The 12,351-nt window shown below is 56.7% G+C and carries 19 protein-coding genes and 1 tRNA gene; 17 read left to right on the forward strand and 3 right to left on the reverse strand.

The annotated features are described in order from the left end of the window. Positions 1-98 precede the first annotated feature (98 nt). Both RIN56_09920 and RIN56_09925 read left to right on the forward strand, forming a co-directional pair. Positions 99-905, forward strand: a complete 807-nt coding sequence (locus tag RIN56_09920; GenBank protein MDR7867130.1) for a hypothetical protein — start codon at positions 99-101, stop codon at positions 903-905. 116 nt (positions 906-1,021) lie between these two features. Beyond that, positions 1,022-1,414, forward strand: a complete 393-nt coding sequence (locus tag RIN56_09925) for a bacteriohemerythrin (GenBank protein ID MDR7867131.1) — start codon at positions 1,022-1,024, stop codon at positions 1,412-1,414. Positions 1,415-1,552: 138 nt separating this feature from the next. Here RIN56_09925 and rarD read toward each other — a convergent pair whose 3' ends face one another. After that, a complete protein-coding gene (gene rarD / locus RIN56_09930; protein ID MDR7867132.1) occupies positions 1,553-2,530 on the reverse strand; it encodes an EamA family transporter RarD in 978 nt (325 codons plus the stop codon). 150 nt (positions 2,531-2,680) lie between these two features. On the opposite strand from rarD, the gene RIN56_09935 reads away from it, so the two are divergent. From RIN56_09935 to RIN56_09945, 3 genes are all read left to right on the forward strand, one after another. Further along, positions 2,681-2,757 (forward strand) — tRNA-Arg (locus RIN56_09935). 322 nt (positions 2,758-3,079) lie between these two features. Then, positions 3,080-3,598: an ECF transporter S component gene (locus tag RIN56_09940; protein ID MDR7867133.1), complete on the forward strand. Its 519-nt coding sequence runs from the start codon at positions 3,080-3,082 to the stop codon at positions 3,596-3,598. Between the two features lie 180 nt (positions 3,599-3,778). After that, the gene (locus RIN56_09945) at positions 3,779-4,384 is read left to right on the forward strand and encodes a class I SAM-dependent methyltransferase (GenBank protein ID MDR7867134.1); all 606 of its coding nucleotides are present in this window, start codon (positions 3,779-3,781) and stop codon (positions 4,382-4,384) included. A gap of 118 nt (positions 4,385-4,502) precedes the next feature. Here the strand turns inward: RIN56_09945 and RIN56_09950 are convergent, their stop codons facing one another. Next, on the reverse strand, positions 4,503-5,042 hold the full coding sequence (locus RIN56_09950) for a ferritin family protein (GenBank protein ID MDR7867135.1): 540 nt from the start codon (positions 5,040-5,042) through the stop codon (positions 4,503-4,505). Between the two features lie 557 nt (positions 5,043-5,599). Here RIN56_09950 and RIN56_09955 point away from each other — a divergent pair. From RIN56_09955 to RIN56_09970, 4 genes are all read left to right on the forward strand, one after another. Next, complete coding sequence (locus RIN56_09955) at positions 5,600-5,758, forward strand: FeoA domain-containing protein (protein ID MDR7867136.1); 159 nt, start codon at positions 5,600-5,602, stop codon at positions 5,756-5,758. 82 nt (positions 5,759-5,840) lie between these two features. Then, positions 5,841-6,134, forward strand: coding sequence for a DUF2325 domain-containing protein (locus tag RIN56_09960; GenBank protein ID MDR7867137.1), 294 nt, complete (start codon positions 5,841-5,843; stop codon positions 6,132-6,134). Between the two features lie 22 nt (positions 6,135-6,156). Next, the gene (locus RIN56_09965; GenBank protein MDR7867138.1) at positions 6,157-6,318 is read left to right on the forward strand and encodes a hypothetical protein; all 162 of its coding nucleotides are present in this window, start codon (positions 6,157-6,159) and stop codon (positions 6,316-6,318) included. Positions 6,319-6,373: 55 nt separating this feature from the next. Beyond that, on the forward strand, positions 6,374-7,330 hold the full coding sequence (locus RIN56_09970; GenBank protein MDR7867139.1) for a hypothetical protein: 957 nt from the start codon (positions 6,374-6,376) through the stop codon (positions 7,328-7,330). A 166-nt stretch (positions 7,331-7,496) separates the two neighbouring features. Here RIN56_09970 and RIN56_09975 read toward each other — a convergent pair whose 3' ends face one another. Beyond that, a complete protein-coding gene (locus tag RIN56_09975) occupies positions 7,497-7,763 on the reverse strand; it encodes a hypothetical protein (GenBank protein ID MDR7867140.1) in 267 nt (88 codons plus the stop codon). A gap of 257 nt (positions 7,764-8,020) precedes the next feature. Here RIN56_09975 and RIN56_09980 point away from each other — a divergent pair, with 257 nt between their 5' ends. From RIN56_09980 to RIN56_10015, 8 genes are all read left to right on the forward strand, one after another. Then, complete coding sequence (locus tag RIN56_09980; protein MDR7867141.1) at positions 8,021-8,776, forward strand: flavin reductase; 756 nt, start codon at positions 8,021-8,023, stop codon at positions 8,774-8,776. Positions 8,777-8,820: 44 nt separating this feature from the next. Next, positions 8,821-9,213 (forward strand): response regulator, encoded by a 393-nt coding sequence (locus RIN56_09985; GenBank protein MDR7867142.1) that lies wholly within the window; start codon positions 8,821-8,823, stop codon positions 9,211-9,213. 47 nt (positions 9,214-9,260) lie between these two features. After that, positions 9,261-9,773 carry a metal-dependent hydrolase gene (locus RIN56_09990; GenBank protein ID MDR7867143.1) on the forward strand — a complete coding sequence of 171 codons (513 nt, stop codon included), beginning with the start codon at positions 9,261-9,263 and terminating at the stop codon, positions 9,771-9,773. 137 nt (positions 9,774-9,910) lie between these two features. After that, positions 9,911-11,149, forward strand: coding sequence for a DNA polymerase IV (locus tag RIN56_09995; protein MDR7867144.1), 1,239 nt, complete (start codon positions 9,911-9,913; stop codon positions 11,147-11,149). Between the two features lie 12 nt (positions 11,150-11,161). Beyond that, positions 11,162-11,392, forward strand: a complete 231-nt coding sequence (locus RIN56_10000) for a hypothetical protein (protein MDR7867145.1) — start codon at positions 11,162-11,164, stop codon at positions 11,390-11,392. Positions 11,393-11,475: 83 nt separating this feature from the next. Next, complete coding sequence (locus tag RIN56_10005; protein ID MDR7867146.1) at positions 11,476-11,679, forward strand: uracil-DNA glycosylase; 204 nt, start codon at positions 11,476-11,478, stop codon at positions 11,677-11,679. A 5-nt stretch (positions 11,680-11,684) separates the two neighbouring features. Beyond that, entirely contained in the window at positions 11,685-11,840 is a 156-nt protein-coding gene (locus tag RIN56_10010; GenBank protein MDR7867147.1) for a hypothetical protein, read from the forward strand. Between the two features lie 101 nt (positions 11,841-11,941). After that, the gene (locus tag RIN56_10015; GenBank protein MDR7867148.1) at positions 11,942-12,139 is read left to right on the forward strand and encodes a hypothetical protein; all 198 of its coding nucleotides are present in this window, start codon (positions 11,942-11,944) and stop codon (positions 12,137-12,139) included. Positions 12,140-12,351 lie beyond the last annotated feature (212 nt).

A 12,351-nucleotide genomic window follows, 5' to 3' on the forward strand; every position in this document is an offset into this window, starting at 1 on the left:
GGTAATCAGGTGAGGATTAAAGGAATATGGCTTGGGGCATGGAATTGGGGGATATGGCTTTTATTGCAGCTGAAAATATCTTTTAGGATGGGATAATCATGTTTGCCGGATTCCGGGCTTATTTATCGCTTGTTTTGCTCATTGCCGTATTATCCCTCGGTAACGTATTCCCCGGTAAAGCCCTGGCGGGCGATGCGTTTTCCCCCAAGGTCGAAGCATTTAGGGCGGAATTGAGCGGTTATCAGGGGCCGCTGCGGCCGCAGGAGGGGTACGACGCCGGGAAGAGGATAAATGCGGCTTTGCTCGCTGTGCTGCGGGAAGAGGAAAGCCTCAAGGCGACTCCGGGAGATATTCTGGGCGACGACGGGCGGTTCGCGCTGGATTTCGGCAATTGGGCCGGCGCCGGCGAGAGGCAATACCGGCTTGTAGTTTTGCGTCCGAATGAGATGGACACGGGGGCGATGGCGAGCGTTTTTTCCCAGACCAGAAGGGGTGACAGGGCGATCTCGGCGGAAAGGGTGCATACGCTGAGCCAGGGAGCCAATACAGGGGCTATCGTATTTTCCGGGATAGTCGGTTCCGGGAGCAGTCTTTTGCTGGTGATCGCGGAAAAGCATTACGGACCTGAGGATAAGTATGTGAGCGTATATACCCGGAAGCTTGAGAAAGGGAAATGGCAGGAGTATCTTAATCCGCCGAAGCTTAAGGCCAAGGGGCAATGGACGGTCCGGACGGGTGACGGGAGTTTCAGCATAAGCCACGCTGCGGTGGGCGGGAAATCGGGGAATGATCTGGAGGTCAGGGCGTGCCGCGGGGGGATCGAAATATTGGCCGTGGATAAAGCCGACATGCCTTTCGACAATACCTGGATAGGCTTGGCGGAAGGCGCGTGGGTGATAAAGTAGGAAAAGCTCCCGGAGCGATCCGGGGGCTTGGGAAAGGATTTAAACAATTAGAAGCCGAATGAAATTATATGTAGGCTGTTACACCTTATTTCACAGAGGAGAAAGGGGACCATGATATGATTAAATGGTCGGAAGAGTATCGCCTGGGGCTAAAAGACATCGATGAGCAGCACCGGAATTTATTCGCTGTCGCCAATAAAGCGTACGATCTTTTGAAAAATGAACTGCGGACAGACAAGTATGATCAAATTATGGAGATATTGGACGAGTTAAGGGATTATACGGTTACGCACTTCAGCCAGGAAGAGCAATATATGGCCAGTATTAATTACCCTAAGCTGCTGTCTCATAATGTTCAGCATAGCGATTTCATCGAAAAGATCAGTAACGTCGATCTGAATTCGGTCGACGCCAATCAAGAAGAGTATTTGTCCGAGTTGTTGGAGTTCTTTGCCGACTGGCTCGTGAGCCATATTTTGAAAACCGACCGTATGTATGTCGGCGGATAGAGACAAGTTGGCCAGGTGCGTACGGAACGGCGCAACGGAATTAAATAGGTGGACGCACCCGGCGCCGCCACCGAAGCCGGCCTAAAATCAACCCCCCGAAGCGTTTTTCGCTCCGGGGGTTTTGTTTTTGCCGGGATGTTATTTTGCGGTTTCACGGGCTTCGGCGAGGGGCGGCTGACGCCGAGCGGGCTGCTTGGCCGGGGCGAGGGAGAAGACGGCCAGCGCCGCCCAGATGCAGGCGAAGGAGAGGAGGTGGCTGGCGGAAAAGGGCTCGTGGTAGATGAAGATGCCGACGAAGAGGGCGATGGTGGGCGAGAGGTACTGGATGAAGCCGAGGACGGTGAGGGGGATGCGGTTGGCGGCGTTGGCGAAGAGGAGGAGCGGGATGGCGGTGGTTATCCCGGTGCCGAGGAGGAGGAGGGCGGTGACGGGCTGGTCGGGGGTGAGGACGCCGCGGCCCTGGCTTTGCATCCAGGCGAGGTAGGCGAGGAAGGCCGGCGAGAGGAGGAGGGTTTCGAGGGTGATGCCGGTGATGGCGCCGATGCCGAGCATTTTTTTGCAGAGGCCGTAGAGGCCGAAGCTGACGGCCAAGGAGAGGGATACCCAGGGGAGGCCGCCGACGTTGACGGCCTGGTTGAGCACGCCGAGGGCGGCCAGCGCTACGGCGATTGTCTGGGGGACGGTGAGTCGCTCTTTGAGGACGAGGATGCCGAGGAGGACGCTGACGAGGGGGTTTATGTAGTAGCCGAGGCTTGTTTCGAGGATGCGGCTGTCGTTGACCGCCCAGATGTAGACTAACCAGTTTATCGTGATGAGGACGGTGGCGGCGAGCACGCCGGCGACCTTTTTCCTGTCGGCGAGGATGGCGGCGGCTTCGCGGCGGGCGTGACCGAGCTTGCCGGTGACGGCGAGCAGGCCGACGAGGAAGACGAAGGACCAGATGATGCGGTGGGCGAGGATGTCGAGGGCGGGGATGTGGTCGAGGAATTTCCAGTAGATGGGCAGGAAACCCCACAGGATATAGCAGCCGATGGCTGAGGCGAAGCCTGTATCGATTTTCGGGGTGCGGTGCGGCATGGCGATCACCTCGGTTTTGTATTTTGGGGCCGGTGACATATTATTTATTTTACTATGTATCCGCTTGTTTTGCAGCAGTATTTGCCGAGCTTATCAAAGGCAGGAAATACCAGCATTTACTGTGTTGACATTGCCTGTCCGTCCAGATATAATATACGAGTGGACAGCGATTGAGGTGTCCGGCGATATGACTCCGTAGCTCAGCTGGATAGAGCGTTTGACTACGAATCAAAAGGTCGCAGGTTCGAATCCTGCCGGGGTCGCCATTTGAAGACAGGAACCGCAAGGGCTTATGGCCTTTGCGGTTTTTGCTTTATATTGACAGGGGTACGGGTTTAAAGTAGAATGGTTAAAGGTAAACGCTGGAATTAACGGCAAGCACGACGCCTGCCACTATACCTGAAGGTTCGCTCCGGTCGACAATTAGCGAGTATTGCGACATGCGCCATGAAGGGCTTCCCCCATGAAGGGTAGGCTTTTCATGGCTTTTTTGTTGCCGCAGAATCTTTTTCGATAACTACGGAGGCTGACAATGGAACTTTTATCTGGGGCAGCAGCCTTATTCCCAATTTCGCAGGGAGTGATGCCGTGACGAAGACTTTTAAATTGGTCGCTAGCTCAGTTTTGGTGGCGCTGGGGGTGCTGCTGCCGATGGCTTTTCACATGGTGGGGGCGGCAGGGTCGATCTTTTTGCCGATGCATATTCCCGCCCTGCTCGCCGGCTTTTTGCTCGGGCCATACTGCGGTTTCTGCGTCGGGCTGCTCTCGCCGCTGATCAGCGGCCTGTCGACCGGAATGCCGCCTATTCCCGTCCTGCCGATCATGGCTGTCGAGCTGTCGGTTTATGGGGCAATCGGCGGGTGGCTTTACCGCAACCGCCAACTGAGTATCTGGCTTTCGTTGATAACGGCCATGACGGCTGGCAGGCTGGCGGCCGCCAGCGGCGCCTTCGCGCTGGTTGAGCTGTTTGGCGCCAAGATTAATCCGCTCGTCTTTATTACCGGCGCGGTGCTCACCGGGTTGCCGGGCATAACCGCTCAGCTGATGCTGGTGCCGCTCTTAGTCCGAAGACTGGCAGCAACATTTCGGATCTCCTCCATGTCATAGCCGGGAGTCTCGGCCGCGTATGCCGGCGAACCGGCCAGTAGCGTCAACGACGCCAAACGGGCCATCGGCCTCTACCTCGACAATCTTTTCAACAAGAACTATATGGAGCAGTATAATTATCCCAGGGCCGGGCGGCTGGTCAGCGTGGCCTGCAATCAAAAAATATAAGCGGGGGAAAGCATGAGCGAACGGGGAAAAGACTTCTTCAACGACCTGGCCGAGCAGTGGGACGGTATGCGGGCGGCCGACGACCAAAAAATCGCCGGCCTGGTTCGTCTGGCCGGTCTGGAGCCGGGGGAGGCCGTGCTCGATATCGGCTGCGGCACCGGGGTACTGCTGCCGCATTTGTTGGCCGCGGTCGGCGAGGCGGGCAGCATAACCGCAATCGACTTTGCCGAGAATATGGTGGCGAAAGCGCGGGCCAGGATCGGCCGGCGCGACAATATAGCCTGCATCGCCGGCGACATCTGGTCTTTCGAGCCGGGAACATTATACGACGCCGCTTTTTGTTTCAACTTCTTTCCCCATGCGGGCGACAAGCCGCGGTTCGTGGCGAGAATGCGCAGCCTGCTGAAACCGGGCGGGTCGCTGGTCATCATGCACGATATGTCGCGGGCCGCCGTGAACGCCATCCATAAAAGCAGCCGGGTGGTGACCGAAGACCGCCTGCCGGAAGGGGCGGCGGTGGCCGCTATGCTTATTGCCGCCGGCTATGAGGTGCAAGAAGTAATAGATGACGAGGAAAAGTATTTTGTCAAAGCGGTGAGTCCGGTGGAAAGGAAATAGCGGCAGGGCGACGTCTGCGTTTATCTGTCACTTGCTGAAACGGAAAAGCCAAGCGGGCCGGGAGTAATCCCGCCGCCTGGCTTTGTGCCGCAGTTGTGGAAAGTTTGCCGGCCAGTCTCTAGAGGTTGGTTCTGGCTAATTCGAAGAAAGCCTGAGGATGCTTGCAGGTCGGGCACGCCAGGGGGGCGTTGGGGCTTTCGAAACGGTGTCCGCATACCCGGCATTGCCAGAGTTGTTTGCTTTCGCGGCTGAAAACGGTCGCGTTTTCCACATTCCTGAGCAGGGTTTTGTAGCGTTCTTCGTGCTCTTTTTCGATAGCGCCCACCCGTCTGAACAAGGCGGCGATTTCGGTAAAACCCTCCGCTTCCGCCGTTTCGGCAAACTCTTTGTACATGCAGGTCCATTCCTCGTGCTCGCCCTCGGCCGCTTTTTTGAGGTTGGCCTTGGTGTCGCCGATGCCCTGCAAGAGGTTAAACCAGATTTTGGCGTGGGCGGCTTCGTTGTCGGCCGTCTCCAGGAAAGTTGCCGCGATGGCTTCGTAGCCCTCTTTCTTGGCAACGCCGGCAAAGTATGTATACTTATTCCTGGCCATCGATTCGCCGGCAAAAGCTGTCATGAGGTTGGCCGCTGTTTTGGAGTCTTTAAGGTTCTGACTCATCTTATACGCCTCCTTTTTGCTGATACTGACAACCTATTCTTTTATTCTTTGCATAAAACGGATCTTCCTGCCAGAGTCGCTGCGGCAAATTTGCGGGTGCGTTTTTGCCCCGGAGAATTTTGTAACTATTTTTGCTGAAAATATTGACAGCGGAGAGAAGGGACGGATATAATACAGATGATAATGATAATCAATATCATCTGTACGGGTGACTGGTCGAGGGCATGGATCCGGAATTAAAAGAGCTGCAGAGCAAAATGGCTCAAAAGAATATTTTCCGGATTTTTCATTCCCGGCTGGAGCTATACGGCATCTGCCGCGAGTGTTTATAAAACGTATTCGGCCGCCGGCGCCGATGGGGCGCGGATTGGGCGGAGCGCGGCCGCAAACGAAGACAAAGGCGCTTTATCCTTGCGAAAGGGTTTTTATTTTGCCGGATAAATGAGAACTATTATCAAAAACATAAGGGGTATAAGGAGGACTAATATGATGAAAACATTCGACCAGCTGGGGCCCGGCGAGGCGGGCGTGGTGACGAAGGTGCAGGGGAGCGGGCGGTGAAGCGCCGGATTGTGGATATGGGGCTTGTCGCCGGCACCGCGGTGCGGGTGCAAGAGTTTGCCCCGCTGGGCGACCCGATGGAGGTCAAGGTTAAGAACTTTAATCTTTCCTTGCGCAAGACGGAGGCCGCCCTGATCGAGATTGAGACGTCCTGACGGCGGGGGGGAAGCGGCATTTCCAGGATATACGCGAGGGGGCTTATAAAAAGCGCCTATTTTCGTGAAACAGGAGGGTCATATGTCTGTTGTGATCGTCGGCGGAGACTACCTGGGCGGAATCGAGAAGAACCTTTACTCCATGGGAGTGACGGAGCTGGTGCATATTTCCGGCCGGAAAGCGCTCGAAAGGAACAAAATCAGTTTGCCCAAGGCTACCGCTTTTGTCCTGGTGCTGACCGACTATGTCAATCACGGCACGGCCCAGAATGTGAAGACGGTGGCCAAATCGCGGTCGATACCGGTAGTGTTCGCCAAACGTTCCTGGTGCGCTGTCGAGGAAAAGCTGAAGGCGAGCAAGTGTCTTGCCAATTGAATTTGACGGAGGGGGTGCGAAGATGGAGGCGGTAATTTTGACCGGCGTCGGCGCGGCGGCTCTTGGTTATGTGGCATATGTCGTCTGGCGCGGTGTCGGCGGCAAGAGTGGCTGCGCCTGCGGCAGCGCTTGCCGGGAAGCGGGCGGGAGTTGCCGGTGCGGTGCGAAGAGCCGGCCGCAATAGAGCTTTTATTAAATACGACGGTGATAAATAGAAAATTTGATCAAGAGGTGTTGTAATGAAAAAGACGGTGTCGGTTATGGTGGCGGGGATGATTATGGCGACGGCGCCGGTGGCTTTGGCGGCGCCGGTTAAGCTCAGCGGCGATGTGGCGGTCAAGTATCAGCGAGATACCGCCGACGGCGATCCGGCCGCGTCCGGCTCGATCTATACGCTTAAATTGCTTGGCGAGGCGGAGTTGGGGGGCGGCTGGTCGCTGTACGCCCGCCTCGGCGCCCAGAGTGTGACCAACCCGTTGCTGGCCGATTTTAATATTTCTCCCGAAGTTTATGGCGAGAATAAAAAATCGGTGGCCGCGCTCGATCAGTTCGGGCTAAATTATAAGACAGATAAATTGACCTATAAACTCGGCCGCCAGGATGTCGGCGTCGGCGCGACCACCCTGCTGTACCACCGGCCCGATACCAACATCGGCAAGAAGGTCTTCGTGGACGGCCTTACCGTTGCCGGCACCGTCGGCGTGGCGGATATAACGGCGCTGGCGGCGCGGGAGGATAACGCCGCCGGGTCGTATAAGAACAAGATTTACGCCATCAGGACCGGTTTTAAGCCTACGGAGAGTTTTAATTGGGGCGTTACGCTGGGGCGTTTCCGGGGGGAAACGGAGAGCACCAATCACTGGGCGGTGGACGGTACGTACAAGTTCGGCAAGAGCAGCCTGACGGCGGAATACACCAAGGCAAGCGGCAATACCGATAACAAAGCGTACGCTGTTGTCTTGGGATACGATTTCGATGACAAAACTTTCGCGGCGATCACCGGCTTTAGGGTGGAAGAGTTCGGCTCGATGGGCGGCCAGAGCGAGTATGACGCCAACAACCGCGGCATCCATTACGCGATCAATCGCAAGCTGAGCGATAATGCCGGCCTGGAGCTGGTCTTCAAAGACCAGAAAACCATCAACGGCGGGCAGAAAAACACTTCGTTCGAGGCCACGGTCAGTTATTCGTTCTAAAACGGGGCGTGCCGCCTACGCGTGTGCGGCTCGCCTTGCCGGGCCTCCAGGCCATATGAAAAGCAACCCTGATTAGGGTTGCTTTTTTCTTGCGTCAGCGAATACCCCCCGCTATGCGGGGGGCAAATAAGGCGGAGCCGTTGTGATAGAAAGGTTTTCCTTTTTATTACTGAAAGGTGAAATATATATGGTGGATGAAACTTGGCAGCGGCTTTAAAATGCTGTCAAGCTCTTTCGTGCTTACATTTTCGTTGCTGTGCACTTCGATCAGCCCTTTGAGGATATGAGAGTCTTTGGTGGAGTGGTTTTCCATCTGGAGCGGTACGACTTGACTGATTTTGGTGTCCTTTATCTTTTCGTTTATCCACAGCCATAATTGTTCGGTCTTATCCGCACTTTCGATAAAGAATCTTGTAGGGTATATTTTTACCAATGTCGTTTCCTCCGTAAATTGAGATTGTTGTTTTTGCTGCGATGTGCTTTATTATACCACAAAATGGGCCGGGATTGGCGGGTGTCTTGTAAAAATAACCGCGTATGGGGGGAGACTTTAGCGCGGACGGGAGCGCCGGGCGCAAAGGTGCAGGGTGAATCCTTATCGATTGCAGGATTTTGGTTAATCATAATTGAAGAAGTGCGTAATAAAAAAGCCACAAGTCACGGCATATTTTCAGCGCGGAGGCGGGTATTGTGAAAAAGTGGGTTTGCAATGTTTGCGGCTATGTACATGAAGGGGATAATCCGCCCGACGTGTGTCCGGTATGCGGTGTCGGGCCGGAGGAGTTCAGCCTGCAGGCCGACGCGCCCGAGGGGGCAGCGACGGCCAGACGCTGGAAATGCACGGTGTGCGATTATATTCATGCAGGTGATGAGCCGCCGGACGTTTGTCCTGTTTGCAACGAGGGTAAAGACAAGTTTATACTGTTGGTCGATGAAGTCGCCGAACTTACCGCGGAGGCTATCCTGGCGACCGACGAGGGAACGGTCAATGCCGCCCTGGACGCCGTGTCCTACGGTTTGTACGTCGTTTCGTCGACGAAGGAGGGGAAAATAAACGGACAGATAGCAAACGCCGTGTTTCAGGTTACCGCCAAGCCGCCGCAAATCGCCCTGTGTCTGAATAAGCTTAACCTGACGACCGATTTTATTTTGGCCAGCGGCAAAGTGGCGGTATCCATTCTCGCCCAGGACCAGCGCGATATGGTGAGGATATTCGGCTACCAATCCGGCCGCACCGCCGATAAGTTTGCCGCGGTTAAATACCTTCCCGGCAAGAACGGCTGCCCGGTATTGAAAAACTGCCTGGGGTATCTGGAGGCGGAGGTTCTGCCGGATAAAACTACCGATGTCGGTACCCATATGCTATTTGTCGCAAAAGTCACCGACGGGAAGCTGGCGGGCACGAGCGACGCGCTTACGTATGCTTTTTATCGCCGGGCGAAATAGGTTGTTATAGCCGCGGAATATTGCCGGTGGGTGGAGGGATGACGATGCGGGTTCTGGTGTTGGATGATTCGGATGTAATGCGGAAAATCCTTATAAAGCATTTGTTGTCACTGGGCCTCCAGGAAAGTGAAATCGTTGAAGCTCATAACGGCGCTGAAGCTTTGCGTAAACTTAACTCATATACCTTTGACCTCCTCATATTGGATATTGTTATGGAAGGGGTCGACGGCATCGCCGTTTTTAAGGAAGCCAGACAGATTCAGCCTAACGCGCGGATCGTGATGTGCAGCAGTTTCGGTGAAGCCAATACTGTTATAGATTTGGTCAACATGGGGATTGATGATTTTATCTTGAAACCGTTTTCTCAGGAAAGGGTGGTGGAAACGCTTTCCCGTAATATAGTGGCGGCTGGTACCGGAAAAAAACGCAAGAAGTAAGCCGAAACGGGTGGGACTTTGGGGTACCGGCGGGGGAGCGGAGGAGAATGGTTTTTTTCGGGCATGTGGGGCTTACGGCGGCGGCTGCGAGGCTGGTCGAGAGGGGAACGGGGGCGCGGCTGGATTACCGGCTGGTGATCGCGGGGTCGCTGTTTCCTGATGTGATCGATAAGCCTGCTTTCATGTTGTTCTCCGGCGTGCCGAGCGGCCGCTTTTTCACGCATACGCTGCTGGTGGCGTTGGTGCTGCTGGCGGTGGGGGTTTACAGGCGGGCGAGGGGCAGAGGGACCGGCGTGCTGGCGTTCGGCGGGGCGGTGCTGGTTCACGATCTGCTTGATTCGATGTGGGTTTATCCGCGGTCTTTCTTCTGGCCGCTGCGGGGCTTGGCGTTCGAGCCTGACGGGTCGGCCGACTGGCTCGCGGGGGTGGCCGATAATTTCTATAACGATCCTGCCGTTTTTGTTCCCGAGGCGGCCGGCGTCTGCATCGTGGCGTATATGGGACTAAGGGCATGGCGGCGCGGGGGCGGGGATTTTTTGCGGACGGGAAGGTATGGCTAGAAGGCAGGCCTAGCGGGCCTGCTTTTTTGTGCCGGTTCGGCGAACAGGCGTTTCCAGTAATTACCCCTCTTTACACGCATACTTGTCCGCCGTTATACTAAAAATACGAACATGCGTTTGGTGTAGGCGGTGAGGGTTTGGCCAGGACGGTGCTGCATGTCGATCTGAATAATTTCTACGCGTCGGTGGAGTGCCTGTACCGGCCTGAGCTGCGCGGGCTGCCGGTGGCGGTAACCGGGGATGTGGCGGCGCGGCACGGCATCATCCTGGCGAAGAATAATCTGGCCAAGGGGTGCGGGGTGAAGACGGGGGAGGTTATCTGGCAGGCGAAGCAGAAATGCCCCGGACTGGTGTGCCTGCCGCCGGATTTCCGTAAGTATCTGCGTTTTTCGCGGCTGGCGCGGGCGATTTACGCCGATTATACCGATCAGATCGAGGCTTTCGGGATCGACGAGGCGTGGCTGGATGTGAGCGGCTCGGTGCGCCTGTTCGGCGACGGGGCGGCGATCGCGGACGCCATCCGCCGCCGGCTGCGCGAGGAGCTGGGGGTGACGGCGTCGGTGGGTGTGTCGTTCAACAAGATTTTCGCCAAACTGGGCAGCGATATGAAGAAGCCGGACGCGACGACGGCGATAACGGCGGGAAATTTCCGCGAGCTGGTGTGGCCGCTGCCGGTGGGGGAGCTGCTGTATGTGGGGCGCTCTACGAAAAGCAGGCTGGCGAACAGGGCGGTTTATACGATCGGCGATTTGGCGGGACGCGAGGTGAAGGCTCTCCGCCTGCTGCTGGGGGTGTGGGGGGAGACGCTGTGGCATTTCGCCAACGGGCTGGACGATTCGCCGGTGCGCCGCAGCGGCGAGGAGGGCTTTATAAAGTCGGTGGGCAACAGCACGACGACGCCGCGCGATCTGCTTTCGGAGGAGGATGTGAGGCTGATCGTGTTCGTGCTGGCGGAGAGCGTGGCTGCGCGCCTAAGGCGGCACGGGCTGAAGTGCCGGACGGTGGCGGTGAGCGTGCGGGACGCGGAGCTGTTCTCTTTCGAGCGCCAGGGTAAGCTGACGGCGCCGACCTGTGTTTCGTCGGAGATCGCCGCGCGGGCGATGGGACTTTTCCGGGAGCACTACGGCTGGGAGAAGCCGATCCGCAGCATCGGTGTCCGCGGCGCGGAGCTGGTGACGGCGGACAGCCTGACGCAGCTCGACCTGTTCGCGGCGGACGCGGCGGACAGGGAGGCGCTGGAGAGGACGGTGGACGGCATAAGGCAGCGGTTCGGGCCTTACAGCGTGCAGCGCTGCGCGATGCTCCAGGATCGCGCTTTGACGGGGTTCAATCCCAAGGATGACCATGTGATTCATCCGATATCATTCTTCCGGTAGGTGAGGGGTTATATGGGCAAGACGTTCGTGAAGGTGACGGCGGAGCACGACGAGGGCGGCCGGATAAGGCCGCTCCTGGTTACGTGGACCGATGGCCGGCGGTATGAGGTGGACAGGGTGACGGATGTGCGGCAGGCGCCGTCCTTAAAGGGCGGCGGCCTGGGGGTGAGGTATACCTGCCGGATACGGGGCAAGGAGATATATTTGTTCTGCGACGAGGGGAAGTGGTTTGTGGAGAGGTGAGCCGGAAAAAGTTTTCCTAGCGGACAGTAATGCTGGTATAATATAAGTTGACACGATTTTATACGGTTCCCGGAGGATGCGCGATGCCGCCAGCGAAACCGCTGTGTCTTATGTGCCGTCATTATTACGTGACGTGGGACAGGGACTTTCCCTATGGCTGCAGGGCGATGGGGTTCAAGAGCAAGGCCGCTCCGTGCCTGGTGACGAAGGATGCTTCCGGGCTGGAGTGTTTGTCTTTCGCCGCGAAGGCGGCGAAAGGGGAGCAGGATAATGACGGAGCGAGGTAGGAACGATGTTCAGAGTGAGGCATGAGTGCGGAGGAATCGCCCATCTGGTGGGCAAGCAGCCGGTTCACGGCTGGAACCTTTACTGCTGCGACCGGTGCGGCGAGGCTTATTACCGCTGGATAACCCAGACGATGCTCGACCAGGCTCTCAAACAGAGCTAGCCAGGTCGGAATTTTTATGGAAAATTGTGTAAAATAAGTGGAATTTTTTGGAAATATATGGTATAATTACCCCGCGTAGTTGATTGCTAAGCGGGGTGTGGATGTTGATCGACAATTTTGCCGAGGGCGAGTTGGAGTGCTTTTTCGCGGCGAATCCGGGGGCCCGTCGGGCCGGGGAGGCTGAGCTGATGGAGCTGTGGCGCCGCTGGATCGCCGAGCGGGTGCCGAATCTGGCGCTGGCTCAGATGACGATCGATCAGGTGATAAGGTACCGGGGCGGTAGTGCCCCGGCGGATTAGGCAGGGATAACTAAAAAAGCTTCGCCGCGGGCGAAGCTTTTTTAATGGGGGGTAGAGGGCGGTTTTGGAGATAGGCAAAGGCCGTTCAGAAGCGCCCAGATGCAAGGCGGCTCCGAGGACGCGCAGCGACGACGGCCCCGGACGGGCCTAGTGCCGGACGCGCCAAGGATGGCGAAAGCGTCCGGCCGCGTACTCGGTACGTACGCTAGCAA

Source organism: Sporomusaceae bacterium (assembly GCA_031460455.1).
Classification (GTDB): domain Bacteria; phylum Bacillota; class Negativicutes; order Sporomusales; family UBA7701; genus Anaeroselena.